Origin of the sequence: Acinetobacter shaoyimingii, from assembly GCF_011578045.1 — a bacterium.
Taxonomy (GTDB): domain Bacteria; phylum Pseudomonadota; class Gammaproteobacteria; order Pseudomonadales; family Moraxellaceae; genus Acinetobacter; species Acinetobacter shaoyimingii.
The window spans coordinates 1,204,183-1,230,033 of the sequence record NZ_CP049801.1 but is presented as its reverse complement, the minus strand read 5'-3'; the positions used below and the strand labels follow the sequence as shown (position 1 = coordinate 1,230,033).

At 38.5% G+C, this 25,851-nt stretch carries 22 protein-coding genes and 4 tRNA genes; 15 read left to right on the top strand and 11 right to left on the bottom strand.

From position 1 onward, the window contains the following. Positions 1-125 precede the first annotated feature (125 nt). The 3 genes from purM (at position 126) to G8E00_RS05475 (ending at position 2,607) form a co-directional block, all read left to right on the top strand. Positions 126-1,196 (top strand): phosphoribosylformylglycinamidine cyclo-ligase, encoded by a 1,071-nt coding sequence (gene purM, locus G8E00_RS05485; protein ID WP_166011855.1) that lies wholly within the window; start codon positions 126-128, stop codon positions 1,194-1,196. Between the two features lie 18 nt (positions 1,197-1,214). After that, positions 1,215-1,844 carry a phosphoribosylglycinamide formyltransferase gene (gene purN / locus G8E00_RS05480; protein WP_166011854.1) on the top strand — a complete coding sequence of 210 codons (630 nt, stop codon included), beginning with the start codon at positions 1,215-1,217 and terminating at the stop codon, positions 1,842-1,844. 322 nt (positions 1,845-2,166) lie between these two features. After that, entirely contained in the window at positions 2,167-2,607 is a 441-nt protein-coding gene (locus G8E00_RS05475; RefSeq protein WP_166011853.1) for an META domain-containing protein, read from the top strand. A 112-nt stretch (positions 2,608-2,719) separates the two neighbouring features. Here the strand turns inward: G8E00_RS05475 and G8E00_RS05470 are convergent, their stop codons facing one another. Beyond that, positions 2,720-3,520 (bottom strand): alpha/beta fold hydrolase, encoded by an 801-nt coding sequence (locus tag G8E00_RS05470; protein ID WP_166011852.1) that lies wholly within the window; start codon positions 3,518-3,520, stop codon positions 2,720-2,722. Next, a complete protein-coding gene (sppA, locus tag G8E00_RS05465) occupies positions 3,517-4,530 on the bottom strand; it encodes a signal peptide peptidase SppA (RefSeq protein ID WP_166011851.1) in 1,014 nt (337 codons plus the stop codon). Before sppA ends, G8E00_RS05470 begins: the two co-directional genes overlap by 4 nt. 133 nt (positions 4,531-4,663) lie before the next feature. On the opposite strand from sppA, the gene G8E00_RS05460 reads away from it, so the two are divergent. Next, positions 4,664-5,638, top strand: a complete 975-nt coding sequence (locus G8E00_RS05460) for a lysophospholipid acyltransferase family protein (protein ID WP_166011850.1) — start codon at positions 4,664-4,666, stop codon at positions 5,636-5,638. On the opposite strand, the gene G8E00_RS05455 is transcribed toward G8E00_RS05460, so the two are convergent. The 3 genes from G8E00_RS05455 to G8E00_RS05445 form a co-directional block, all read right to left on the bottom strand. Then, positions 5,597-8,005: a DNA internalization-related competence protein ComEC/Rec2 gene (locus G8E00_RS05455; RefSeq protein WP_227591400.1), complete on the bottom strand. Its 2,409-nt coding sequence runs from the start codon at positions 8,003-8,005 to the stop codon at positions 5,597-5,599. The two genes, G8E00_RS05460 and G8E00_RS05455, sit on opposite strands and share 42 nt — an antisense overlap. 158 nt (positions 8,006-8,163) lie before the next feature. After that, complete coding sequence (gene lolD / locus G8E00_RS05450; RefSeq protein WP_166011848.1) at positions 8,164-8,841, bottom strand: lipoprotein-releasing ABC transporter ATP-binding protein LolD; 678 nt, start codon at positions 8,839-8,841, stop codon at positions 8,164-8,166. Further along, the gene (locus G8E00_RS05445; RefSeq protein WP_166011847.1) at positions 8,834-10,069 is read right to left on the bottom strand and encodes a lipoprotein-releasing ABC transporter permease subunit; all 1,236 of its coding nucleotides are present in this window, start codon (positions 10,067-10,069) and stop codon (positions 8,834-8,836) included. The genes lolD and G8E00_RS05445 overlap by 8 nt, the downstream gene beginning before the upstream one ends. Positions 10,070-10,092: 23 nt before the next feature. Here G8E00_RS05445 and G8E00_RS05440 point away from each other — a divergent pair, with 23 nt between their 5' ends. Next, the gene (locus G8E00_RS05440) at positions 10,093-10,668 is read left to right on the top strand and encodes a PilZ domain-containing protein (RefSeq protein ID WP_166011846.1); all 576 of its coding nucleotides are present in this window, start codon (positions 10,093-10,095) and stop codon (positions 10,666-10,668) included. Between the two features lie 91 nt (positions 10,669-10,759). Here G8E00_RS05440 and G8E00_RS05435 read toward each other — a convergent pair whose 3' ends face one another. After that, positions 10,760-11,674, bottom strand: a complete 915-nt coding sequence (locus G8E00_RS05435) for a DMT family transporter (protein ID WP_166222502.1) — start codon at positions 11,672-11,674, stop codon at positions 10,760-10,762. Positions 11,675-11,722: 48 nt separating this feature from the next. Further along, positions 11,723-12,190 carry a YaiI/YqxD family protein gene (locus G8E00_RS05430; RefSeq protein ID WP_166011844.1) on the bottom strand — a complete coding sequence of 156 codons (468 nt, stop codon included), beginning with the start codon at positions 12,188-12,190 and terminating at the stop codon, positions 11,723-11,725. A gap of 237 nt (positions 12,191-12,427) precedes the next feature. On the opposite strand from G8E00_RS05430, the gene G8E00_RS05425 reads away from it, so the two are divergent. After that, on the top strand, positions 12,428-13,858 hold the full coding sequence (locus tag G8E00_RS05425) for an amino acid permease (RefSeq protein ID WP_166222500.1): 1,431 nt from the start codon (positions 12,428-12,430) through the stop codon (positions 13,856-13,858). An 80-nt stretch (positions 13,859-13,938) separates the two neighbouring features. On the opposite strand, the gene G8E00_RS05420 is transcribed toward G8E00_RS05425, so the two are convergent. After that, entirely contained in the window at positions 13,939-14,697 is a 759-nt protein-coding gene (locus G8E00_RS05420; RefSeq protein WP_166011842.1) for a hypothetical protein, read from the bottom strand. A 32-nt stretch (positions 14,698-14,729) separates the two neighbouring features. Between G8E00_RS05420 and G8E00_RS05415 the strand changes: the two genes are divergently transcribed. The 6 genes from G8E00_RS05415 (at position 14,730) to G8E00_RS05390 (ending at position 17,730) form a co-directional block, all read left to right on the top strand. Beyond that, positions 14,730-14,805 (top strand) — tRNA-Glu (locus G8E00_RS05415). Positions 14,806-14,916: 111 nt separating this feature from the next. Continuing rightward, positions 14,917-16,329, top strand: coding sequence for an amino acid permease (locus tag G8E00_RS05410; RefSeq protein WP_166222498.1), 1,413 nt, complete (start codon positions 14,917-14,919; stop codon positions 16,327-16,329). 73 nt (positions 16,330-16,402) lie between these two features. After that, positions 16,403-17,299, top strand: coding sequence for a hypothetical protein (locus tag G8E00_RS05405; RefSeq protein WP_166222496.1), 897 nt, complete (start codon positions 16,403-16,405; stop codon positions 17,297-17,299). A 123-nt stretch (positions 17,300-17,422) separates the two neighbouring features. Next, positions 17,423-17,498 (top strand) — tRNA-Glu (locus G8E00_RS05400). Between the two features lie 25 nt (positions 17,499-17,523). Beyond that, positions 17,524-17,599 (top strand) — tRNA-Glu (locus G8E00_RS05395). 55 nt (positions 17,600-17,654) lie between these two features. Then, positions 17,655-17,730, top strand: a tRNA-Glu gene (locus G8E00_RS05390). A gap of 146 nt (positions 17,731-17,876) precedes the next feature. Here the strand turns inward: G8E00_RS05390 and G8E00_RS05385 are convergent. Continuing rightward, on the bottom strand, positions 17,877-18,287 hold the full coding sequence (locus tag G8E00_RS05385) for a hypothetical protein (RefSeq protein WP_166222494.1): 411 nt from the start codon (positions 18,285-18,287) through the stop codon (positions 17,877-17,879). Between the two features lie 504 nt (positions 18,288-18,791). Here G8E00_RS05385 and G8E00_RS05380 point away from each other — a divergent pair. From G8E00_RS05380 to G8E00_RS05370, 3 genes are all read left to right on the top strand, one after another. Then, the gene (locus G8E00_RS05380) at positions 18,792-21,428 is read left to right on the top strand and encodes an acyl-CoA dehydrogenase (protein ID WP_166222492.1); all 2,637 of its coding nucleotides are present in this window, start codon (positions 18,792-18,794) and stop codon (positions 21,426-21,428) included. A gap of 325 nt (positions 21,429-21,753) precedes the next feature. Next, entirely contained in the window at positions 21,754-22,938 is a 1,185-nt protein-coding gene (locus tag G8E00_RS05375) for a thiolase family protein (RefSeq protein WP_166222490.1), read from the top strand. Positions 22,939-23,020: 82 nt separating this feature from the next. Continuing rightward, positions 23,021-23,413 (top strand): carboxymuconolactone decarboxylase family protein, encoded by a 393-nt coding sequence (locus tag G8E00_RS05370; RefSeq protein ID WP_166011836.1) that lies wholly within the window; start codon positions 23,021-23,023, stop codon positions 23,411-23,413. Between the two features lie 237 nt (positions 23,414-23,650). Here the strand turns inward: G8E00_RS05370 and G8E00_RS05365 are convergent, their stop codons facing one another. Continuing rightward, positions 23,651-23,911 carry a hypothetical protein gene (locus tag G8E00_RS05365; RefSeq protein ID WP_166011835.1) on the bottom strand — a complete coding sequence of 87 codons (261 nt, stop codon included), beginning with the start codon at positions 23,909-23,911 and terminating at the stop codon, positions 23,651-23,653. 561 nt (positions 23,912-24,472) lie between these two features. Further along, the gene (gene rutG / locus G8E00_RS05360; protein WP_166222488.1) at positions 24,473-25,837 is read right to left on the bottom strand and encodes a pyrimidine utilization transport protein G; all 1,365 of its coding nucleotides are present in this window, start codon (positions 25,835-25,837) and stop codon (positions 24,473-24,475) included. Positions 25,838-25,851 lie beyond the last annotated feature (14 nt).

The window sequence follows — 25,851 nt, the reverse complement described above, 5'->3', positions numbered from 1 at the left end:
TTATTTTCGATGAATCATTATTGAAGTAAAAAAATATTTCATTAAAGATAACATTTTAGCGCATAAATAACATAAGAGTTTCGTATATTCAGGTATAATCGCCGCGCGAATGCGGAGACTTCATTATGAGCAACTCAACTTCTACCCCAAATACTGGTTTAAGCTATAAAGATGCAGGTGTCGACATTGAAGCGGGCGACTTATTAGTCGATCGAATCAAATCTGTCGCTAAGCGTACCTCACGTCCTGAAGTGATGGGCGGTCTAGGTGGCTTTGGTGCACTTTGTAAAATTCCTAAAGGTTATGAAGAGCCTGTTCTCGTATCTGGCACGGATGGTGTTGGTACAAAACTACGTTTAGCCCTCAACTTAAATCGTCATGACACAATTGGTCAAGATTTGGTTGCAATGTGCGTAAACGATCTTCTTGTATGTGGTGCAGAGCCATTATTCTTCCTCGACTATTATGCAACAGGTCACTTAAATGTCGACGTTGCAGCGAATGTCGTAACAGGTATTGGCGCTGGTTGTGAACTTGCCGGATGTGCATTGGTGGGCGGTGAAACTGCTGAAATGCCAGGCATGTATGAAGGTGATGATTACGACCTTGCAGGATTCTGTGTGGGTGTGGTTGAGCAGAGCAAAATTATTGATGGCTCAAAAGTAAAAGCGGGTGACGTTTTAATTGGTGTTGCATCTTCAGGCGCACATTCAAACGGTTACTCACTGCTTCGTAAAATTTTAGATGTTAAAAATGTCGATTTAACTCAAATTGTTGATGGTCGCCCACTTGCAGATACAGCAATGGAACCTACACGTATTTATGTTAAATCTATCTTGCAGTTGCTTAAAGAAGTTGATGTTCATGCCATGGCACACATCACTGGTGGTGGTTTACCAGGTAACCTTCCTCGTGTACTTCCAAATGGCGCACAAGCAGTCATTGATGAATCTTCTTGGGAATGGCCAGAATTGTTCAAACTTCTTCAAAAAGAAGGCGGCGTTGAACAGTTTGAAATGTACCGTACATTTAACTGTGGCGTAGGCATGGTATTGGCAGTCGATGCAGCAGATGCTGACAAAACTGTTGAACGTTTAAATGCACTGGGTGAAAAAGCTTGGAAAATGGGTCATATCGTTGACAATGCCGAGTCAGTTGAAGGTGCAGACGAAAAAATCCGTGTAATTTTCGCATAAGATACTTTAGATATTCACATGATGAAAATTGCGGTATTGGTTTCAGGCAGCGGTAGCAATCTTCAAGCCTTGATTGATGCAAATCTTTCAGGGCAAATTGTGGGTGTGATTTGCAACAAACCTGAAGCTTATGCACTTGAACGTGCTCAAAATGCTGGAATTCAAACCGCCATTATCGAACATAAACAATATCCGAATCGTGAAGCCTTTGATGATGTTATGCATCAACAATTATGTGATTGGAATGTTGATTTGGTCGTATTGGCTGGTTTTATGCGCATTTTAAGTGCCAAATTTGTGAAAGCTTGGGAAGGGAAAATGATCAACATTCACCCTTCTCTTTTGCCTCATTATAAAGGCATGCATACCCATCAACGTGTGTTAAACACTGGGGATGTATTTCATGGCTGTACAGTTCACTATGTGACAGCTGAACTTGATGGAGGTCAGGCACTTGCACAAGGTGTACTCAAAGTTGCTCAGAATGAGCATGTTGAAACTCTAGCAAAACGCGTTCATGTTTTAGAACACGTCATTTACCCTCAAGTGGTCGAATGGATTTGCACTCAAACCATTCAACATACCGAACATGGGGTGATGTACCGTGACCAACCCATGACTGAACCCGTTCAATTTTGTAAATTTTAGATTCACTCAATCTCTAATTCCAAAACGCATCTTCGGATGCGTTTTTTATGATCGCAAAAAATCAAATGAAAATTGGCTTACTTACATCCGTTCAAATGGCTTAACCTTAAACACCGTTTTCAGAACCTAACATTGAGGTTAAATAACTCGGTTCACCCATACATCCTGATCATCACTAATACACTCAACGCTATCAAATACTGACTTTTTGGATTGATTTAAGCTTATATCAGGGCAATGCATGCATTCGAGTCTGTCGTTAATATAAAAAAACAAATGAATCATTCATCACATTGATTTTTTAAGCATGGAATCATTCAAAATGCCAAACAAAATCCTGTTCGTCATAGCATTTCATACCCTATTTGGTTTGACCGCTTGTAGTACAATGCTTTCAAACTCGACAGAGCAGCATCAAATTAATCCATTGCAGAATACTCAATGGGCCTTAGATGACGGGAAAAATATCACTGACCAAACTAAACAGCAAAAAAAGAAGCTTCAGATCCGCTTTGATCAAAATAAAATTTCAGCATCAGACGGATGCAATACTTTGATTGGTGAATACCAGATTCACTCCAATCAAATAAAACTCTCTCAATTGGCGAATACTGCACATGTTTGTAGTGACAATCCAATGTCATTAACTCAATGGTCAGTCATGCTAAGAAAAGTAAAATATTTTGAATTCCGTCATACAGAATTAAAATTATTCGACTCGAAGAGAAATCTAATCTTCAGCTTTCACGCATCCACCAAATAAAATTTCTTTCTCCATGTTAAGCAATAAATACAAGTCAATTAAAGGTCATTCCACGCATAAAAAAAGCGGAATATATTCCGCTTTTTCGACTTGCATTCGCATGTTCATTAGATCATGAAGACTTTTGAATCAAGCTTTTTACCAGATCAACCACTTCTTTCGGATGTTCCAATGGGAACATATGTCCACCATCAGTTATAGAAAAAGGAATGGACAGTTTTTTCTGCAATTGTTGCGGAAATTTTTGCTTTAAAAATGGACTATCTCGACCCACCACCAAATGCATATCTACAGGAGGTTTTAGCATAGGAAGCCACATCTTGGTGGTATTGGTACGGAAAATTTCAACTTCATCATATTTTGAAATGGTCAGCGTTACACCACCATGCACAGGATCATCAGTCAGTGCATAATCGATATAATCCTGAAAGCACTGTTCATCAAACAACTGATAAAAGCCTTTCGGTCTTAATAAATCATAGGCTTGCTGACGAGATTCCCAATGATCACGACGCTTTAAGCTTAAATTTGCTGGTGTAATTTTGTCTAAAAGTTTTGGATTGAACATTTTAGTCAAATGCATGAGTAAGGATGCTTTACCTACGATCAACGGAGGATCAAGCATAATCACTTGCTGAAACAATTCAGGTCGTTGATATGCCGCTTGAAATGTCACCACAGAACCTAAAGAATGCCCAAGCCCAATCACGGGGCGTCCTTTGGCCTGCTGAACAATACTATCAATCACCTGTTGCGTTAGACTTTTCCAACCATCATCGATTGGATAACGTCGATCTGTCCCCAAAAGTGGTACATAAATAATGTCAAAATCATCTTTGAGTAAATCAAATAATTTTCGATACACCAAAGATGGCACGCCATTGGCGTGCGCAAAATGAATCAGTGGTTTCATTGAAGTTTAGTCGTTTGTTCTGATTGAATTTGATTTGAAACAGCAGACGCAATGCCTTGACCAATACTACTGCCTAAACGGCCTAATACTGAGTCAAACGGACTATATTGAATTGTATAATCAACGGCTTTATCTACTTTTAATTCACGTTTGAGCGTGTTGATACTACCAAAACGATCTGCTACACCTAATTTCACTGCTTGTTCGCCAGACCAAAACAGTCCAGAGAAGATTGCAGGATCATTCGATTTCAATTTAGCGCCACGTCCTTTTTTCACTGCATCAATAAAATGATTGTGAACATTATCCAGTAAGGCTTGAACATGAGCCTTTTGAGCAGGGTCGACAGGCTGAGTCATTGAGAGAATGGCTTTATTTTCACCAGATGTCATGGTTCGGTCTTCAACACCAAGTTTTTGAATCAGACCATTCACACCGTAGTTTGGCATGATCACACCTATAGAACCCACAATACTCGATGGGTTGACAATAATCTCATCGGCAGCTGAAGCGATGTAATAAGCACCAGAAGCACCTGTATCACCAATCACAGCATAAACTTTTTTATCTTTATGCTCTTTTTTCAAATATTGAATTTCTTGCCAAATTTCATCTGATTGCACTGGCGATCCACCAGGAGAATTGATGTTGAGCACCACAGCCTTGCTTTGTTTATTTTCAAATGCTTTTTTCAACGACTTATTGGTGTTTTCACTATTCACATTTTGTTTATCTGAACCAATGGTTCCCACAATATCGACAACAGCAATATGACTGGTGCTTGTCGAAGTCGGGTCAGTCGATTGTTGATTACAACTTTTGACCATGAGCAAGAGCACAATAAGTACATAAGCAAAAGTTAACAATTTGAAAAAAATGCCCCAGCGACGTGCCCGACGTTGTTCTTCTACAGAAGCTAAAACTGCTTTCTCTAAAAGTTGCCACTCTTTTCCTGAAGGCTCTTTTAAATTTACATTTTCATTTTGTGGTTGGGGTGGCCAATCTGACATATATACCATCCTAATTAATTTTTAATCCCCCATTATATACATGTAAATACGCTAAACTGTCTAATCTAACCAAAATCGCATATAATAATTCTAATGTCTGAAACATATGACCTAAGCCTAAATAACTTGAAAGATGACTGAAAAAACCACTTCTACGGTGACTCGACTCTTAAATTTCTTTAGTCGTCGACCTATACGTTTCGCACGCTTCTTCGCGAAAATTTTATCAAGAGTAGTGAATCTTTTTCACCTCAGCAAATCTCCCAAATCGATTCGGCTAAATCTTGAAATTTGTTTGCCACATTTGTCGCATGAACATAAAGAATTATTGGTTCGTGCTGCAATCAGTAATGAGCTGCAATCCTATATGGAATTTTTCAGCATTTGGGGAAGCTCCAATGCTGAGAATATTGCACGTATCCGTAATATTACTGGCGAGCATTATTTCCATGAAGCCATGGCTGAAAAAAAAGGAATTGTTCTTTTAGCTCCGCATTTTGGAACATGGGAGGTCATGAATGCTTGGTTTGCTCAACATACCAAAATGACCATCATGTACAAACCGATAAAAAATGATGAAGCGGATCAGTTTGTTCGACAAGCACGAAGCCGTGAACGTGCACATCTAGTACCAACTGATGAAAGTGGTGTAAGACAAATTTTCAAAGCACTGAAAATGGGTGGTACAACGGTTGTTCTGCCTGATCATACGCCCAAACATAGTGTAGAAACCATTGATTATTTTGGTTTACCTTTGGCATCAAGTAACTTGAGTTCAAAATTAATCCAAAAAACCAAAGCGAAAGCTTTGTTGGTGTATGCAATACGTAACGATACTGAAGATTTCGATATGTTTATTGAACCGATTGATGAAAAAATCTATGAAGGAACACCAAATGAAGGAACTTTGGTGATCCATCATGCGATTGAAAATTTAATTCGTAAATATCCAGAACATGCGCACTGGAGTTATAAACGTTTTAAAGCCAACCCTGAATTACGGGAAATTTATAATTTGCCCTTTGATGAAGCAGTGGCTGTAGTGAATCGAGTCCGAGCAGAAAATTCAACTGCTTCGAATGAACCACCTCTTCGATTCACGAAATGATTTTTTTTGCATCACTCGGTGATTGTTCAATTTAAATTGAATACTCCCCTTTTCAATCGTACTTTCAAAAGGAATTGAAAGTGCTGCCAATCTCGCTTGTACAATTCCACTCGGATGATTATAACGATTATCAAATCCTGCTGATGCAATGGTCAATTGAGGATTCAGTCGTTGTAAAAAATCATAAGAAGAACTGTGTTGACTTCCATGATGCCCCAAAATAAGCACATCAACACTCAAATCTGGATATTGCTGTAAAAGCTGAAACTCTGTCTCCCAACCTGCATCGCCCATCAATAAAAAATTTCGATATTGTTCTGCCTCTGGCACTTGAATATAAAGTACACAAGACCTTTCATTCTGATTTGTATGTACCTCATCAAGCTGATCTTCATCAGGTGATAGCACTTGAATTTGCACACCATCAAAATTCCAATGCTGCCCAGCCGAACAATACTCAAAATTCATCGCATCAAATCTTTTATCCTGCTGATTTGAAATGACATGTTTAATTTTTATATGATTGGCAACATATTCAAAAGCGCCCGCATGATCTTGATCCAAATGAGTCAAGACCACTTTATCGAGTTTGGTAATGCCTTTTTTCATCAAATATGGCGTAATGATATTATGACCAATACTGAATTTATCTTCATCGAAAGAACCACCTGTATCAATCAACATATTTTGATTGGGCAGTTGTAAAAATATCGCTTGCCCTTGCCCCACATCCAACACCGTCAATTCAAATTTTGCTGGTGGCGTTGTCATGAATATTAGTAGAACACAAATGACCACCCAGCCTTTGGGTAAGGTGCCATTGGGCATAAATAAAATGAAAATGCCTAATCCAAGAAGCGCAATTTTCCAAGGCGTTAAAGCCAACCAGTTTAATTGAGGATTGAATATTTTTTGTAAAGTATTTAGGCAAAAATTTAAAAAACTCAAACTCCAATCAGCAATATAAAAAAACACCAAAGACAATGGCTCAATCCAGCCACTCAAACATGCACCCACGATCTCAAAAGGCACAACGAATATTCCAATGATTGGAATTGCAATCAGATTGACCAAGGGTGCAATCCAAGACACCTGCTGAAAAATGATGGCAACCAAAGGAAACAATGCAATAAATATTTTCCATTGTGAATCGAATAGAACGTACAAAAACTTGCTTAACTTTGATTTCCATACACTTAATTCAGTTTGATGAGTTTGGGCAGGTGTTTGTGGCTCTTGAACTACGGTTTGATAAACCCTGATTAAAATAAAACAAGCACCATAGGACAACCAAAACGCCGCAGATAAAATACCGAATGGATCAATCAATAACAAAATACTGGCACTACATAAAAGTAGTTTTAAGGCATTGATTTGTTGTTTAAAAATTAATAATAGTGAAATAATAAAAACCGTTAAACAGGTTCGCATCGCAGGGATTTCAAACCCAACAAAAGCAGTATAAATCAGCACACAGAACAAAAATGGTAATAACAGCAGATATGGCCTAGGTAATCGCAAAAAGACTTTAGGAATAAATGTGGTGACCACCATATTCAGTACAAAGCATACAATCACGGCAAAAATTAAAACATGTGGGCCTGATATGGCCAAAAGATGTGCAATACCCAGTGTCTTAAATTGATCTTGCGTCGTTTTAGACAATAGGCTCTCATCCCCTGTCAATAAACCCAGCAGTAAACCTTTGTTCTCAAATGCCTGTCTCTGAATAAAATTGCGAAATTTTAATCTATGCTTTTCTGCGTATAATTTGATTCTATTGAAGATTTTCTTTTGTTGTTTGGCAAATACAGAATAATTGAGCATGAGGCGATCTTCAACTGTCAGCTGTTGTACATCACGGATTTGCATCGTTCCCATAATATTTTGTTGTATAAACCATTTTTCTTGATCAAATACACCATCAACCGCATAGGAATGCGTTGGTTTTAACTTTCCACTTACCCGATAATATTCACCCAGTTGTAGTGCTTTTTGATCTGGCCCCATTTTCAAATACAGCATCACATCATAAGGTTGATGATTCTCAGCAATCACGGTGACTTTTTGTTTAACACTCACGTGTTCTTGGGATGATGAGCGCTCGTCAATGTGATTAATATAGACCAATACTGTCTGTTCTGAGATTTGATCAATACGCTGGCTTAAACGATGGTTCAATTTATGGTCAGCAAAATAATGCCCCAGTAAAAAGCTACTGCACAACACTGATATATGAAAAATGAGGACAAAAAATTGCTGTTTGTAGATGTTGGGGACAATAAAACGTGCAAGAAATGAGCCTGTGCTGATCAAGCAAAACCAAAGTGTCATTGAGATGAGTTTAGGAGATAACACCATCCCCATGGTTGATATACCTAGAATCCAACCGAAAAGTATGCAATACCCAAACATGTATTCTTATTGTTCTGTCGTTTATATTCTTGTTGAAACAATTAAAGCCCATTTTCATGAGCTTTAAAAGACAACTAATCGGATTTTAATGGGATTTTAGCCGATGAGTATTAGACCCATACACCATCTTGCATATGTAAAATTCGATTTGCTGATTTGGCCAATTGTTCATCATGAGTGACGATCAACATCGACATATTAAACTCGTTACGTAAGTCTGAAAGTAATTCAAATATGCTAATTGCAGTCTTACGATCAAGGTTTCCTGTAGGTTCATCTGCCAACATGACTTTAGGTTGAGTCACAAGCGCACGTGCCAACGCAACACGCTGACGCTCACCACCTGAGAGTTCACCTGGTTGATGCGTCATACGATGTGAAAGACCAACACGCTCTAGTAAATATTCTGCTCGCTCTTTGACTTTTTTAAAGTCTGCGCCTTTACGCAACATAAGCGGCATTGCAATATTTTCTAAAGCGGTAAATTCAGGTAATAAATGATGGAATTGGTAGACAAAGCCTAAATGCTCATTACGCTGAAAACCACGCTCAGCTTCACCTAAGCTATCAAAACGCTGACCATTCAAAAAGACCATACCTTCGTTTGGGCGCTCTAAACCACCCAAAACATGCAGTAAAGTACTTTTACCTGAGCCACTTGAACCCACAATCGAGACAAACTCGCCCTGCATCACCTGCAAAGAAAGATCCCTAATCACATTGACCGTTGTTTTACCATCGGTAAAACTTTTTTGGATGTTCTTTGCTTCTAACACCACATTATTCATAACGAAGTGCCTCCGCTGGTTGAATTTTAGCAGCACGGAATGCTGGGTAAATCGTGGCTAAGAAACTCAGTAATAAAGAGAGACCGACAATCACAACAACATCTTGCCATCTTAAGTAAGAAGGTAAGTAGTTAATGAAATAGGCATCGAACAGGTTCAAACCAAATGTGGTATTTAACCAGCCAATTGCACTACTAATATTGGTCGCAAAAATAATCCCCAATACTGCACCTGCAAGTGTACCAATCACTCCAATCACCGTACCTTGAACCATAAAAATTCGAGTAATGGTGGCAGGAGAAGCACCCAAGGTTCTTAAAATCGCAATATCCGATTTTTTATCGGTCACAACCATCACAAGCGATGACACGATATTAAATGCAGCAACCAGTACAATGAGGAATAACAATAGGCTGACCATTGCTTTTTCCATTTGAATGGCACTGAACAGATTACCATGGGTATAAGTCCAGTTTGATGCATAGAAATTACCTGGTAAGGCTTTTACGACATCATCTGCAACTTCTGGTGCACGGAAAATGTCATCCAACTTCATGCGAATCCCTTGCGCACCATCAGGTAAACGCAATAATGTCGCCGCATCATTGAGGGCGATATATCCCATCATTGAGTCGACTTCAGCACCAATACTGAAAATACCGACAATTTTGAAACGCTTAAAGCGAGGCACGACACCAGCTGGAGAAGGCGTTGCTTCAGGTAAAACCAACGTAATATTGTCGTTAATATCCAAGCCCAATGCATCGGTCATTTGTTTGCCTAGAACAATACCAAACTCGCCTTTTTTCAAGGCGTCGATACTACCAGCAACCATATGATCTTGGATGATCGAAACATTACGTTCATATTTTGGGTCGACTCCAGTGACCATAATACCTGCCACTTGTCCTTGAGCAGTCAGCATGCCTTGTAGCTGGGTAAAAGGCGCTACACCAGTGACATGTTCGTGTTGCTCAATTTTCTTGGCAAGATTCGGCCAGTCTGTTAAGATTTGTGTTGAAGAAACAGTGGCTTGTGGAATCATACCCAAGACACGGTTTTTCAATTCGCGGTCAAATCCATTCATCACAGATAAGACTGTAATAAGAACAGCGACTCCTAGAGTCAAACCGATCATGGATACCAAAGCAATAAAAGAAATAAAGTGATTACTCCGCCGTGCGCGAGTATATCTCAACCCTATATACAGCGAGATCGGTTTAAACATACCATCTAGTCCGAGGTGTTTTAATGGAAGCTATGCAGCACCAAAACGAAGAAAATGAAAGACGCGTCATGTCTCGTATTGATGCCGCCTTAAGAATCAATTATCAGATTATCTCTGATGAAGTCGCACTGAATGATCCGTACGATGCTAATTTTGTATTACCGCGTTATTTTCTCTTACTTGCAGAATTAGATCAATTTGATCACGCGCTTTTATACGAATTAGAACAATTAAATCAAAAAGATCAACAGATTGCTCGAATATTATCTTTATTTAACCAAAAATTAAACCTCATTACGGGCTCACTTTACGACTCAATTGTACAAACCATGTTACCAATCCCTCAAAATGTGAACATTTCTGAGAGTGGTTTTGGATTTTATACCAACCAAGCTATTGCTAAAGATTCATATATTCATGTCACGATTAGTCATCCTGAGAACTTTTTTCATATCGCAGCCATTGCGATGGTGGCCTATTCTAAACTCGAAGACAATGACATGTATAAAATTGGAGCATACTTCGTAACTTTGCACCCACAAGATAAAGTCAAAATTGCCAGCTGTATCAATTCAATAAGAAACAATCAATCGGATTGAAGATACTTTTATCAAAAGTATCTTCCAAAACATTCAATATATTTAAATCGTTATACATCAAAATTTGTCATTTCGTTTTACGATATTTAAATTACTGCTTTTTTGCAGAAATTCTTTTGTTAAATTTATCATGCGCTTTCAGATCACGATAAAAATAAACCACCAAGCCGAATACCAACACCAATGCTCCCATAAAGATCATCACTGTTAATTTTTCGTTATTTAAAAATGCGCCAAAAAATAAAGCAATCATGGGTGTAAGTACTGTTGTGAGTGACATTGTGGTTGCTTGTACATTTTTGACCAATTTAAAATAACATAACATGGCAAATACAGATGCCATGATGGATGAATACAATAGTCCTGAAAGCGATTTGAAATGTGGTAAATGATCAGGTGCATGTTGCCAAATAAAAGGCAACATCAATAACGAAAAAATGCAAGAAATTAAAATAGAACCAGTTGCCTGTGAAATGGGTTGTAACGGGGCATTGACCTTTTTAATCCAGAAAATGGAAGCACAATAAATGCTAACACTGATAAGCATCAAAACAATGCCAGTTGGATGCACATTTTGATTACTTCCACCCAAACAAATAATGCTTAAACCAGAAACTGCAATCAACATTCCTAACCACTGTAAGCGGTGTAAATGTATTGAGAAAGCAAAGTGTCCGATGAGTCCTGCAATAATTGGAGCCAAACCAAACATTAAGGCGATAATGCCTGAACTTAAATATGGGGTCGCTAAATAAACAAAAATTTGCGCCACAATAAAACTACAAGCACCAGCAATATAACTATGGATAGATAAGCGATCGAAAGGAAGTTTTGCACGAAAGGTAAGCAGCAAGATCAAAATAATGGGTAAGGCAATAAAGAAGCGAAATAACAATGCCCAAAGTGGATAAAGATCACTCACACTCCACACAATGGCCAATGGTGTCGTTGCCCAAATAAAAACCAATAAGGCATAAGTCATCACAATACTGGCTTTTGATGGCATTTCAATCTCGCTAAAAGAGCATTTATTGATAAAAATATAGAAATAAAACTATGCTGTTTTACGTTTTTGCTTCTGAATCGTTTGATCTAAACTGCTAGAAAACTCACGTTTATCACGTTCAGAAATAGGTGCTGGACCGCCCGTTTGTACCCCAGCTCCGCGTAATGTGTCCATAAAATCTCTTAGATGCAAACGTGCTTTAATATTGGACTCGGTCCAAATTTCTCCACGAGGATTAATGGCAACTCCACCTTTTTCAATCACTTGTGCGGCAAGCGGTATGTCTTGTGTCATTACAATGTCATTTGCTTGCATACGATCTACAATTTCTTTATCCGCTTGGTCTGCGCCCTGCATGACTTGAATCGATTTAATACGTACGGATGGTGTAATTCCGACATTTTGATTCGCTACAAAGATCACTTCAAGTTGGTAACGATCAGATGCTCGAATAATCACCTCACGTAAAATTTTAGGCAAAGCATCAGCATCTACCCAAAGTTTGAATGGCAACAAAATAAAATACTCAAATGAATTTAATATCCTCTAGTTTAACAAATGCCAATAGTGTTGAAAGCATTCTTTTCATGGGTCAAAGTTTAGATCTGCAATTAAATGATAAATTTCAAATTTAAGCTTTAATTATCATAATTTAATTTTAATACACACTTTAATCACCTTAACTAAATGATAGTTTTGAGATTTATCACATTTTATTCTAAAATATTACTTTACTATTCATTTTCTGTTGTTATGAACTCTCCCATACACGAACCTCAGGCCACTGGTGCTGAAGGTGACTCTATTGTCCTAAAAAGATCAATGACCAAACGCCACCTGATTATGCTGTCATTAGGTGGAGCAATTGGTACAGGTTTGTTTCTCAGTTCTGGTTCTGTCATTGCAGATGCAGGTCCAATTGGCGCAGTGATTTCCTATTTTATTGGTGGTCTGATTGCTTACATGGTAATGCTCTGCCTAGGTGAATTGGCAGTGAACCAGCCTGTGACAGGTTCATTTGGCGCTTTTGCATCTAATAATATAGGTCCTGGGACAGGTTATATGGTGTCTTGGATGTACTGGCTGGGTTGGTCAGCAACATTAGGAACAGAATTTACCGCCGCTGCACTGCTGATGCAGGAATGGTTTCCAAGCATCTCCGTCTGGATTTGGACGATTATTTTTGCCAGTGCAGTCCTCATTTCCAATCTTACTTCAACGCGTTTCTTTGCAGAGTCTGAATTCTGGTTATCCTTGGTTAAAGTGGCAACCGTATTGATCTTTATCCTTCTAGGATTGGCTGCGATTTTTGGTTTAATCAATTATCAAGGTTACGATTCTGCCCCACTGTTTAGCAATCTCACCTCACACGGTTGGTTCCCAAACGGTTTATTCCCTATTTTCACCACCATGCTGATAGTAAATTTTGCCTTTAACGGTACAGAAATGATTGGTATTGCTGCTGGTGAAACTGAAAATCCAGCACGTGATGTACCTAAAGCGATTCATGCCTCAGTATGGCGCCTAATGATTTTCTTTGTCGGAACGATCATTGTCATTAGCGCCCTACTCCCTTATCAAGATGCTGGATTGAACAGTAGTCATGGTGATGGTCTCAGTAATAGCCCATTTGTCTCTGTGTTTAACTTTATTGGTATTCCATATGCTGAAGACATTATGCGTTTTGTGATTATCACCGCATTACTTTCAACGGCAAACTCAGGTTTATATGCTGCATCACGTATGATGTGGGCATTATCAGTTCAAAAACAACTTCCTAAAGTATTCTCAAAATTGACCAAATCTGGCACACCGATTGTTGCGATTTTAGTCACTATGATCGGCGGTTTACCGGGTCTATTGTCTGAACAGTTTGGTGCGGATGTGATCTTTAAAAACTTACTGGGTGTTGCAGCATTCACGATGGTGATTGTGTGGATGAGTATTTGTTGGAGTCAGTTCAATTTCCGTCGTAAATGGCTGAAGTCAGGTCATTCAATGTCTGAATTAAAATTTAAAACACCTTGGTTTCCGCTTGTACCAATTTTAGGACTTATTACCTGTACGGTGACGGGACTGAGTATGGCGGCTGACCCAGAAATGTTATCAGGCTTTATTGGGTGTTTAATTTTTATGGCTGCCTGTTACGGAAGCTATTATTGGCTATACCATAATAAGAATTAAGTTTTATCTTATAAGAAAACCCGCATTATTGCGGGTTTTCTTAATTAATATAGTTGAGACGAAGAATGTATTAATCTCTTCTAATTATTCATTTCATGCTGTCTTAAATTATTTTCAATGATATATATCCATGCGGTTAGCATCGCCTGATCATCTTTAGATTTTGTCTTCTTTAGTGCATTCGACAATAAACCCGCAATAATTAGAAAAATTCCGATATGTATAATCAAACTCAATGTTGTATATGGAATAAACTTCATCAACGCCGCATTTGCGACCAATAGTGACAAAGGTAATGTAACGTGATTTGAATTTTTGCTCGCTGAAAAATCTGGAAGTGCTTTTTGAATCTTTAGGTCTAACTTTTCTTGTTCAGACCATTCAAGTGGCAAAAATATATTTTCCAATTTATTTTTCAGATTTATTAAATTTGGATCTTGATTTGAAGTTTGATATCTGCGTACTTTAAGAATCAAATAGAGCTTAAATAGGCTAAGAAGATCGAGTGCAAATACTTCGTTTTGATTTGTGCTTAAACTGAGGTAAAATTGTCTGGTGGATTGATCTAGCTCATGGATATATAGCTGATCAATAATGCTTAAAAATTGTTCTTTTGAAATGATATGTGTATAGTTTTGTATGGAATATTCGAACCAATCTGCATAATTAATCAACATACGATAGGCATGCTCATTTTTAACGCCAACATTAAACGAATTAACTTCAAAATTAACTGAATAAATAAATTGATTATAATTAGAATTCATATTTTTGTTTTTTAAGATTAAATAATAGACTTTTAAACCATAACAGCGTCTTTCTTTTTTGACAATTCCCAACCTTATCTATAACATACGCATCACCTCGCAACGTCCCTATCGTCTAGAGGCCTAGGACATCGCCCTTTCACGGCGGTAACCGGGGTTCGAATCCCCGTAGGGACGCCATCTGATCTTCTTGATCGATCATTTAAATCTGCATCCTTATAATTATTCCATTGCAGATTTGTCGTTTTAATCTACAATACCTTCCTTCGTATTTTTTATTGTCTATTCTTTATGCACTCATCTCCGAATGATGCTTCGCATCAGGGCAATTCTGCGCCTTTAAAACGCGCTATGAGTACTCGACATCTGGTCATGATTTCGCTTGGCGGCGCAATCGGAACAGGCCTATTTTTAGGGTCGGGTGAAGTCATTGCACAAACGGGGCCAGTTGGTGCCATTATCTCCTATTTTCTAGGTGGTGTAATCGCCTATATGGTGATGCTGTGTTTGGGCGAACTTGCCGTTCATATGCCTGAATCCGGCTCTTTCGGTTCATATGCTCAACAATATATTGGTCCAGGTACAGGTTATACCATTACTTGGCTGTATTGGTTGACATGGGCTGCCACACTGGGAACAGAGTTTACCGCTGCTGCACTGTTAATGCAGGAGTGGTTCCCACAAGTTTCAGTTTGGTTGTGGACCATTATTTTTGCTGCAATCGTTTTTGGCTTAAACATGAGTTCAACACGATGGTTTGCCGAATCTGAATTTTGGCTGGCTTTAGTCAAAGTCATTACTGTGATTGCCTTTATCATTTTAGGTTTAATGGCGATTTTCGGTTTAGTTAGCTATCAAGGTTATGAATCTGCACCACTGTTCAGCAATTTGACAGCTCAAGGTTGGTTTCCACAGGGTTTATTTCCTATCTTTGCAACCATGTTGATTGTCAATTTTGCATTCTCAGGAACTGAACTCATTGGTGTTGCCGCGGGTGAAACGCAAGATCCTGCGAAAAATGTCCCAAAAGCAATTAATACCGCAATTTGGCGTTTATTGATTTTCTTTGTTGGTACGATTGTCGTGATTAGCGCCCTACTGCCTCATCAATTGGCTGGTTTAGGCGCTGAAGGTGTCAGTAGCAGCCCATTTGTGACTGTATTTAATAGCATTGGTATTCCTTATGCTGAAGACATTATTCGCTTTGTCATTATCACAGCATTATTGTCAGCTGCGAACTCTGGATTATTTGCAGCCTCTCGTATGATGTGGTCACTCTCTGTAAAGAAACAACTGCCAAAGGTGTTTTCTAAGCTGAATAGCCGTGGTATTCCTTACATTGCTGTCATCGTCACCATGTTTGGTGCATTGCCAGGTTTATTGTCAGAACAATTTGCACCAGAAACCATTTTCAAGAATCTTTTGGGTGTTGCAGCCTTTACCATGGTGATTGTCTGGATGAGCATTTGCTTAAGTCAGTTTAATTTCCGTCGTCAATGGTACAAAGACGGTCATAGTGCCAAAGAACTCGGTTTTGCTGCACCATTATTTCCAATCGTTCCAATTCTAGGTTTTATCTTCTGTTTCATTACTTGTGTCAGCATGGTTTTTGATACGGAGATGTTAGCAGGATTTATCAGTTGCTTAATATTCATTGCAATCTGCTATATCAGTTATTTTGTTTTTTATCAAAAGCAAAACTAACACAGAAAAAGAGTAGCGAATTGCTGCTCTTTTTTTTAATCTAAAACACATATCAATCACAATCTGTCAGCCTATGAAGATTCTCTTTATTCATGGTATGAATCAGCAGAATTATAATGCTGAAACGTTAAGACAATTCTGGCTACAAGTGTTTCAAACTGGATTACATCGTTTAAATATCGATTTAGACGTCAATGCACTTGATATTGTTTTGCCTTTCTATGGCGATTTACTCAGCAAGCATAAATTAAACAATACGCTTGATTTGAGGACATTTTTACCCAAATCTTGGAAAAATTTTAAAAGTCCTTTTCACTTTAAAAATGCAATGAGTGTGGTTCAAGAGAAAGATCCATGCTTAACCGCTTTGCCTTCTAATGAAGATATACAGCCACAAACATTGACACAACGTTTGGCACTGACCTCATCGCTTGCCAAAGATCGAGCATTAAAAGAATTGGTGATTTTTCTCAATCACTATCCCAAATTACATGCCACACTCATTGAAAAATTTTTAATCGAAACCTATCTTTACCTAGCCAATCCAGATTTTATGAATGAAGTACATGATCGGATTATGCACAATTTAGATCCCTATGAAGAGTACATCGTGGTTTCACATTCACTAGGGACAGTGATTGCATACAATCTCATTCATAAGAATAAATTATGCAGAATAAACCGATTAATTACCCTAGGCTCTCCACTGGCTTTTAAAGTGATCCAAGAGCGCCTCTCCACGCCTATTTCTAGACCTTCTCATTTTTCAGGTGATTGGATTAATTTTTATTCCCCTGATGATTTTCTCACAGCCTTCCCACTGACTGAACCTCCGTTCGATTTTCACCCCCCGATTGAGAACTTAGCCATCCAAACACTGATTAGCAATCCACACCGTATTATTGGATATCTTGCCAACCCATTGGTGATTCAAAGCATATTGGAAAGTTTAAGCATCGAAACAGCTTAATTTAAAAGCACATTTCACATATTTGTTTTCTTTTTATGCACTTGATTGATTTTTTATAGATTCGACTAGAAAAAGGTTTGACACATCAACATATCCACCCTAATATACGCCCACCTCTGAAACGTCCCTATCGTCTAGAGGCCTAGGACATCGCCCTTTCACGGCGGTAACCGGGGTTCGAATCCCCGTAGGGACGCCAATTTCAGAAGTAAAGTTTTTATTAAGTCCCTATCGTCTAGAGGCCTAGGACATCGCCCTTTCACGGCGGTAACCGGGGTTCGAATCCCCGTAGGGACGCCATTAATGACCTATGCATTAGGTAAAATTTTTGGTTTTAAAAATATTTACTTCAACTGTCCCTATCGTCTAGAGGCCTAGGACATCGCCCTTTCACGGCGGTAACCGGGGTTCGAATCCCCGTAGGGACGCCATATTCAAGATGGCAACATCTTATAAAAAAGCCCAAGCATTGCGACTTGGGCTTTTTTATTGCTTATGCTTTAAATCAAATAACACACAAAACTAGATCATAAGATTCAAAAAACAATACTGACTTTTAAATACAAAACAATTTTTCTTATTTACATTTGCCTTGCACTGAACCATTAATTACGTTCTTTGAACCAGTTGATGCGACACTACCTGCACAACTTAGATCGCCATTAATTACAGCTTTATCAATCACAATCGATGAACTTGTTTGTGTCAATTTTACATCACCTTGTACTGCTGACTTATTCAGATGAAATGCTTTAGCTTGTTGCGCTGTGATATCTCCTTGAATCGTTGCATTATTCAAGGTTAGAGATGCATTTTTAGCAACGGTAATATCACCATTGACCACAGAACCATTCAATACACACACAGCATTTGCTGGAATGTTTAAATCACCATTCACAATATTATTATTCATGGTTTTAGTGCAAGTTGCAGCAAAGCTTAAACTTGAACATGCAGACAACAACGAAAAAATGAAAACTTTTTTCATATTCTTTTCCTCTAAAATATAGGCAATTACGTTCTGTATAAGTGATAAATTTTTTTTAAAGTATTTATTCATAATCTGAATGAATTTATCGCAATAATTTTACTAAATTTGCCTTACTGTTCTGTAGTAATTCAGTGATGCATTCCACATTTAATTTATTCCAAAAAATATTAAGACATTGTTTATTATTATTTTTATTATCAAAAGATAAGGAGGCGATTTATAAAAATGGTGTCATTGCACTTTTAAGTTTTATCAAAATATTCAAATTGATATTTCATTGAGAATTAATAATTGAAAAATAAAAAGATTTACGTAATTAAACAATTTATGCACAGCTTCTGTCTTTCATTTGAATGAGTTTTAACCTAACTTAAAAATGAAATGCTCTAATAACTGAATTACATCATTCTTCATTCTATAAAAATTACACCTTTACATACGTCATATTCATCACACCTATGACAGCCTCACGGTGTAAAGCGACACGCGAGGAAACGATAAATGGCTTTGATCATTAGCATCATTATTTTATTCATTGCTCTATGGGCAATCTTCTTTTTTGAAGTTCCACGGTCTATCGGTAGCATAGTCACGATTGTTGTCGCGATTATCGCTGCATTCATTAGTCCTTGGTCAATCGTCTTAGGTATCCCGCTCATTGCCATCAGTATTATTGTGATGGTGGATTCACTGCGGATGAGCATCATCACAAAACCAGCATATGATGCTTTGTCGAAAGCAATGCCAAGTATGAGTACTACAGAACGAGAAGCGCTCGATGCAGGTACAAGCTGGTGGGAAAAAGAACTATTTATGGGGGCTCCAGAATGGAAAACCTTCAATGAATACCCTTACCCAACTTTATCAGCTGAGGAACAGTCATTTTTAGATAATGAAGTTCAACAACTGTGTGAAATGCTCAATGAATGGAAAATTTTTCATGAACTTAAAGATTTACCACCTGAAGTTTGGCAATTCATTAAAGATAAAGGTTTCTTAGGACTGATTATTCCAAAAGAATACGGCGGTAAAGCATTTAGTTCATTTGCACAAAGTCGCATTATGAGCAAAATTGCATCTCGCTCGCTCACGACTGCTGTGAGTTGTATGGTACCGAACTCTTTAGGTCCAGGTGAATTGCTACTGCATTATGGTACTGAAGAACAAAAAAATCGTTATTTACCGGGTCTTGCCAAAGGTGAAGAAATTCCATGTTTCGGTTTAACCAGCCCCGAAGCAGGTTCTGATGCAGGTGCAATTCCAGATACTGGCGTTGTCTGTTATGGCGAGTTCGAAGGTCAACAAGTGCTTGGCTTACGCATGAACTTCTCAAAACGTTGGATCACGCTTGCACCCATTGCCACAGTCATTGGTCTGGCATTTAAATTATATGATCCTGATGGTTTATTGGGTGATTCATCAAAAACTGAATATGGCATTACTTGCGCCCTACTTCCAGCCTCACATGACGGTGTAAAAGTAGGTCCTCGCCACAATCCAGGTTCACCATTTATGAATGGTATGGTTGAAGGGACAGATGTTTTCATTCCACTCGATTGGATTATTGGTGGTGTTGAAAATGCAGGTAAAGGCTGGCGTATGCTGATGGAGTGTTTGGCTGTGGGTCGAGGTATCTCACTTCCAGCGCTGTCAACTGCTGCAGGTGAAATGAGCTATCTGATGGTCGGTGCATTTGCCAAAGTACGTGAACAATTCAAAATTTCTGTCGGTAAATTTGAAGGTGTACAAGAAGCCACCAGCGATATTGCTTCTGATACTTATATGCTCGAAGCGTTCCGTTATTTAGTGACATGTGGTCTAAATCAAGGTGGAAAGCCAGCCGTGATGACTGCGATGGCGAAATACTATGCCACTGAAACCATGCGTAAAGTAGTCAATCACGGTATGGATGTTGTCGGTGGTCGCGCCATTCAAATGGGTCCACGCAACTTTATGGCACTGATGTACCAAGCTATTCCTGTATCCATTACCGTTGAAGGCGCCAATATTCTAAGTCGTTCCTTGATGATTTTTGGTCAAGGTTCAATGCGTTGCCACCCTTACCTGTTTGAAGAGCTTCAACTGTTACAAGCTGATGATAAAGACAGTGCTTTAAATACGTTTAACGATATTCTGTATAAGCATTTAGGCTATACCTTTAACCGTACAGCGCGTTCATTTGCATATGGATATTTTGGTGGTTCATCCAATGCACCAGATAGTGCAGATCCATTTACCTTACCATTTTACAAAACCATTAACCGTTTGAGTGCAAACTTTGCACTGACTGCTGACATGTGTTTAGGTCTATTGGCTGGTGATATCAAGCGAAAAGAAATGCTGTCTGGTCGTTTAGCAGATATTCATGCCAACCTATTTATTGCTACTGCTATTTTAAAATATTATGAGCATGGTCAAAAAACTGATGCTGAAAAAGTGCATGCACAGCTGGCTTTAGAAAAAGCATTATTTAATGCACAAGAAGCGTTTTATGGTCTGTTCGCCAATTTCCCAATGGGCATTGCGGCAAGCTTAGTGAAATTTATCTGTTTCCCACTGGGTCGTCCTGTGAAAAAACCAAGTGATGCTTTAAAAGTCAAAGCTGGCGATTTAATCCTACAAGAAAATCCCTTCCGTGACGCATTAAAGCAGCATGTGTTCTATGACACCAATCCTCATGATGTCAATGGACGAATGGAATCAGCATTTCAAATGCTCTTGGGTATTGAAGAACTTTGGCATAAATTCAAAAAGGCTGAATCAAAAGCTAAATTTACTGGTCTTACATTTGAAGAACATATTGAAAATGCCGTTGAAACGCAGTTTATCACCCAAGATGAAGCTGAAAAACTACTGGCATACAATGCTCAACGTTTTGACAGTATGTTAACTGATGTGTTTGATTTAGAACTAGATGATGTCTTGCCATTGGCTAATCCTCATCTTGAGGAAGAAGCTGAGACAGTAGAGACTTTGAAAGATAATTCATCGAATACTGATGTCACGTCTACATCTGAGCACGTTGAAACACCTGAGAATACTCATCAAAACTCAACCGAGCATTTAAGTGACAAAGCATCAAATACAGATGAAAAATCCAAGGATGAGCAGGATCAAACGCCTTTCTTAAGATTTTAAATAAGGTTTTAAATTCTGATTTTATCAAACGCGACTGAATTCAGTCGCGTTTGTTTTTAAACATCCTAAACATATAAGATTTTTTATCCGTAGATTCTAGTTTTAAAGTCAGCGCTAGGACTTAGGTGGAATAGACAACTCGCTTAAAATGACCAAAATAAATTCACTGCGATCATATCGGATGAGGGGTTTTTAACACAATCGGTGATATGGTATGAATGCGTGAATTGTGTAAAAACAATAGTCGATGTACGTTTTATAAAATCGTATTGAAAAGCGTGAGCAATAAAAAATAGATGAACATGAATAACCAATGGAGAAAAGAATGACCAAGGACATCATCATTGTTGCAGGTAGCCGTACACCTATGGGTGGTTTTCAAGGTAGCTTGTCTGGTTTAACAGCACCAGAATTAGGTGCCAAAGTCATTGAAGAGTCGCTAAAACGGGCAGATATTTCTGCTGAACAAGTTGATGAAGTCATTATGGGCTGTGTCTTGCCTGCAGGTCTTAAACAAGGCCCTGCCCGCCAAGCCATGCGACTGGCAGGTGTTCCTGATCATGTGGGTGCAACAACCATTAATAAAATTTGTGGTTCTGGTATGAAAGCTGTGATGCAAGCTGCTGACGCAATTAAAGCTGAGTCTGCGAACATTGTGGTCGCTGGTGGTATGGAGTCAATGAGTAATGCGCCTTACTTACTCGATAAAGCACGTTCAGGCTATCGTATGGGCCATGGCAAAGTTACAGATCACATGTTCCAAGAAGGTCTAGAAGATGCTGAAACAGGACTTTCTATGGGGGTGCTGGCTCAGGATATGGCCAATAAAAAAGGCTATACACGTGAGCAGCAAGATGAATTTGCCATTCGTTCATTAACTCGAGCGCAAAAAGCAATTGAGCAAGGTTATCTAAAAGATGAGATTGTGCCTGTCACAGTGAAAACGCGTAAAGGCGAAATGAGTGTTGAGCACGATGAAAATCCTGCCAATGCCAATATTGATAAAATTCCAACACTACGTCCAGCTTTTGCCAAAGATGGCACCATTACCGCTGCCAATGCCAGCTCAATTAGCGATGGCGCTTCAGCTTTTGTGGTGACTTCGGCAGATTATGCCAAAGCACATGGACTTGAAACATTGGCTCACATCAAAGCCTATGCATCAAACTCACAGCATCCTTCAGAATTCACGATTGCACCTGTTGGCGCAATTGAAAAAGTCTTGAAAAAAACCGGTTGGTCTGCTGAAGAAGTTGATTTATGGGAAATCAATGAAGCCTTCGCAATGGTGACTATGGCTGCAATTGATGCCTTTAAACTGGATGTTGAAAAAGTCAATATTCATGGTGGTGCATGTGCTTTAGGTCACCCATTGGGTTCTTCAGGTTCGCGTATTATTTTGACCCTGATTCATGCTTTAAAACGTTTAGGTAAAACCAAAGGGATTGCCGCACTTTGTATTGGTGGTGGTGAAGCCACTGCTATTGCGGTTGAAATTCCGCAACTTTAAGCAATGTACCCAACAGCCATGATCAAATCATGGCTGTTTTGCACACACCGATCAAACCCTAAATTAAACAAAGAGTTAAGCAATGTCAAAACAAGATTATGAAAATGGTTTAAAAGTTCGTACTGAAGTGATGGGCGAAAGCTTTGTCAAACGTGCTCAGGACAATACCGTCCCATTTACACAACCACTTCAAGACTGGATTAATGAACATGCATGGGGTTCAACTTGGCAACGTGAAGGTGTGCTTCCCCGCAAATACCGCTCGCTCATTACCATTGCTTTTTTAACTGCACAAAAAAGCCCGACAGAACTCAAGGGTCATGTTCGTGGTGCTTTGAATAATGGTGCGACAGTTGAAGAGATTCAGGAAGTATTACTTCATAGCTTACCGTATTGCGGAGCGCCAGCAACACAAGAAGCTTTTAGAGCAGCGCTTGAAGTGATTAATGAATATCAAAAATCTTCAGAGTCTTAAAACGAAGCGTTGTGCTTGAGACTGTCTTTTAAAAGAATCTAGTTGTCATTACATTTTCGATTTTCGATTTTCGAACGCTTGAAATCAGTATAATGCTCTCTTTGACACGCTAAAATTACATGCTGAATAAAGTTACATAGATTTCAGACAGTCTCAAATACTCCTAAGTCCATCTTTATGATTAAGTTTTGGAAATGCTGGGCTTCATGAATATGCATATATCATGAGAAAAGATCATTAGACCCAATGCACATTAAAGCTGTAATAAAACTGGTTTACTTCAAAACGTACGTGATAACCCAATTGAGTCAAGCTTGAAGACAATTGACGAATATCTTCTAATGGCAAATATTTAGGTAACACTGTAAAAACAGCAGTATTCCCCTGTTTCGCATTGTCTTCAATCATTTCAGCCAGTTTCGATTGATAATGTTCAATCGTTAAATTGGCATGCTGAGAATAATTTTTCGCTTGTTCAGCACTGATAAAGCTTGTCATTTCATTCTTTTTTAAGTCTAAAATCATAATTTAATAGAATTAAAATCAAGCAAAGGTCAAACAATGTAATGATCGGTAAAGTTATGCATCTTAAATAGATTAAAGATTATTTGAATGTTTCAGCAAAATTGCAGCCTGATATTTCGACGGCAAATTTAGTATTCGTTAAAAATTGCTGTGCGCTATACCCACTAAGAAGCAATTAAATCTAACTGAATTTTATATGATTCAACAATTGTTATTTATTTATCACAAATATAGATATATTGTGAATCAATAAGCATATTTTTATTAACAAAACTAAAGAAAATATACGATTAAAACTACGATTCACTACATGATTTCACAAAGCATTTGACCCTGTTTTAGGATCAGTATTGAGTGAATAGCTGCGCTCATAAGCAGTGAGAGTGTTCATACGAATAAAACATTGTGAACAGTAACGATATCAAAAATAGCATATAGTTGAACAACGTTTAACATCCGTAAAATTAAATGGGAGGCATAATGCCTCCCATAATTTTGAGCTCAATTCATATAAATGCTGAATTCAACACTTTACTAATGTGTTGCTGTCGTCACAGCTGAATCTTCAGCTTCAACTTCATTGAGCTTTTCAGTTTTCGGTGCATCTTCCCCAAGGTTTAAAAACAGATTAAGCGCAATAGCTGCCAACGTAGCAGTACCAATTCCGCCTAAGTCAAAAGAACCGAACTTCAAACTAAAATTACCTGCCCCCATAATCAAACTCACAGCTGCGATAATGAGTGTGCTGTTTTTGGTAAAATCAACTTTATTGTCGATCCAGATTTTAGCACCAGCAACCGTAATTAATCCAAACACCACGATTGAAGCACCACCGAGTAGCGCAACAGGAATAGTACTAATCACTGCACCAAATTTTGGAGAAAGACCGAGCAAAATTGCAAAGATACCTGCAATGACAAATACAGTGGTTGAATAGACCTTAGTTACAGCCATCACGCCGATATTTTCTGCATAAGTCGTCATACCCGTACCGCCAACTGAAGCTGACATACTGGTACATACCCCATCTGCTAAAAATGCGCGTCCCATATATGGATCTAGATTTTTCCCTGTCATCCCAGATACAGCTTTAAAATGTCCTAGATTTTCAGCAACGAGAATCAGCGCAACAGGTGCAATGAGTAAAATAGCATTGGCATTAAACACAGGGCTATGAAATGTTGGCAGACCAAACCAAGCTGCTTCTGAAATCACTGCAAAATTAATTGGTGTTCCCAAACCTAAGAAATTGGTCATCACAAAATACAAAATATATGCAGCAATTAATCCGAGTAAAAGCAGTAGTCGACGAACCATCCCTCGGGTAAATACAGCAACCACACTAATACATAAAATCGTAACCACCGCCATCCAAGTATCAAATGAACTTGCCGAAACCCCTTTGATGGTCACTGGTGCCAAATTTAGACCGATGATCATGACGATTGCACCTGTCACAATAGGTGGCATGAGTTTTTCAATCCAATTTGTACCTGTTTTCATGACAATCAAACCGATAGCTGCATAAATCAAACCACAGACCACCGTTCCTCCAAGTGCTAAGGCAATATTTGGATTGGAACCCACACCCGAATATCCAGTTGCTGCTGCAACTGCCCCAATAAATGCAAAGCTAGACCCCAAGTAGCTTGGCATACGACCACCTGTAATCAAGAAGAATAAAATTGTGCCTATTCCCGTGATTAATATGGTTAAATTTGGATCAAAACCCATCAATAATGGTGCAAGAACAGTTGCACCAAACATTGCAAATGCATGTTGTAGGCCTAATACAATACTTTTTCCTGCGGGTAAATATTCATCTGTTTGTACAGGTGTGACATCTAGGTCGCCTTGATAAGGCTTGAATTTCGGGAACCACGATTCTTTTGTTTGCATGGGTTTCCACTCCT

What these genes read in the sequence shown, in the direction of transcription:
- purM (WP_166011855.1), top strand. Translation starts at nt 126, where the DNA reads ATGAGCAACTCAACTTCTACCCCAAATACTGGTTTAAGCTATAAAGAT.
- purN (WP_166011854.1), top strand. Translation starts at nt 1,215, where the DNA reads ATGATGAAAATTGCGGTATTGGTTTCAGGCAGCGGTAGCAATCTTCAA.
- G8E00_RS05475 (WP_166011853.1), top strand. Translation starts at nt 2,167, where the DNA reads ATGCCAAACAAAATCCTGTTCGTCATAGCATTTCATACCCTATTTGGT.
- G8E00_RS05470 (WP_166011852.1), bottom strand. Translation starts at nt 3,520, where the DNA reads ATGAAACCACTGATTCATTTTGCGCACGCCAATGGCGTGCCATCTTTG.
- sppA (WP_166011851.1), bottom strand. Translation starts at nt 4,530, where the DNA reads ATGTCAGATTGGCCACCCCAACCACAAAATGAAAATGTAAATTTAAAA.
- G8E00_RS05460 (WP_166011850.1), top strand. Translation starts at nt 4,664, where the DNA reads ATGACTGAAAAAACCACTTCTACGGTGACTCGACTCTTAAATTTCTTT.
- G8E00_RS05455 (WP_227591400.1), bottom strand. Translation starts at nt 8,005, where the DNA reads ATGGGGATGGTGTTATCTCCTAAACTCATCTCAATGACACTTTGGTTT.
- lolD (WP_166011848.1), bottom strand. Translation starts at nt 8,841, where the DNA reads ATGAATAATGTGGTGTTAGAAGCAAAGAACATCCAAAAAAGTTTTACC.
- G8E00_RS05445 (WP_166011847.1), bottom strand. Translation starts at nt 10,069, where the DNA reads ATGTTTAAACCGATCTCGCTGTATATAGGGTTGAGATATACTCGCGCA.
- G8E00_RS05440 (WP_166011846.1), top strand. Translation starts at nt 10,093, where the DNA reads ATGGAAGCTATGCAGCACCAAAACGAAGAAAATGAAAGACGCGTCATG.
- G8E00_RS05435 (WP_166222502.1), bottom strand. Translation starts at nt 11,674, where the DNA reads ATGCCATCAAAAGCCAGTATTGTGATGACTTATGCCTTATTGGTTTTT.
- G8E00_RS05425 (WP_166222500.1), top strand. Translation starts at nt 12,428, where the DNA reads ATGAACTCTCCCATACACGAACCTCAGGCCACTGGTGCTGAAGGTGAC.
- G8E00_RS05410 (WP_166222498.1), top strand. Translation starts at nt 14,917, where the DNA reads ATGCACTCATCTCCGAATGATGCTTCGCATCAGGGCAATTCTGCGCCT.
- G8E00_RS05405 (WP_166222496.1), top strand. Translation starts at nt 16,403, where the DNA reads ATGAAGATTCTCTTTATTCATGGTATGAATCAGCAGAATTATAATGCT.
- G8E00_RS05385 (WP_166222494.1), bottom strand. Translation starts at nt 18,287, where the DNA reads ATGAAAAAAGTTTTCATTTTTTCGTTGTTGTCTGCATGTTCAAGTTTA.
- G8E00_RS05380 (WP_166222492.1), top strand. Translation starts at nt 18,792, where the DNA reads ATGGCTTTGATCATTAGCATCATTATTTTATTCATTGCTCTATGGGCA.
- G8E00_RS05375 (WP_166222490.1), top strand. Translation starts at nt 21,754, where the DNA reads ATGACCAAGGACATCATCATTGTTGCAGGTAGCCGTACACCTATGGGT.
- G8E00_RS05370 (WP_166011836.1), top strand. Translation starts at nt 23,021, where the DNA reads ATGTCAAAACAAGATTATGAAAATGGTTTAAAAGTTCGTACTGAAGTG.
- G8E00_RS05365 (WP_166011835.1), bottom strand. Translation starts at nt 23,911, where the DNA reads ATGACAAGCTTTATCAGTGCTGAACAAGCGAAAAATTATTCTCAGCAT.
- rutG (WP_166222488.1), bottom strand. Translation starts at nt 25,837, where the DNA reads ATGCAAACAAAAGAATCGTGGTTCCCGAAATTCAAGCCTTATCAAGGC.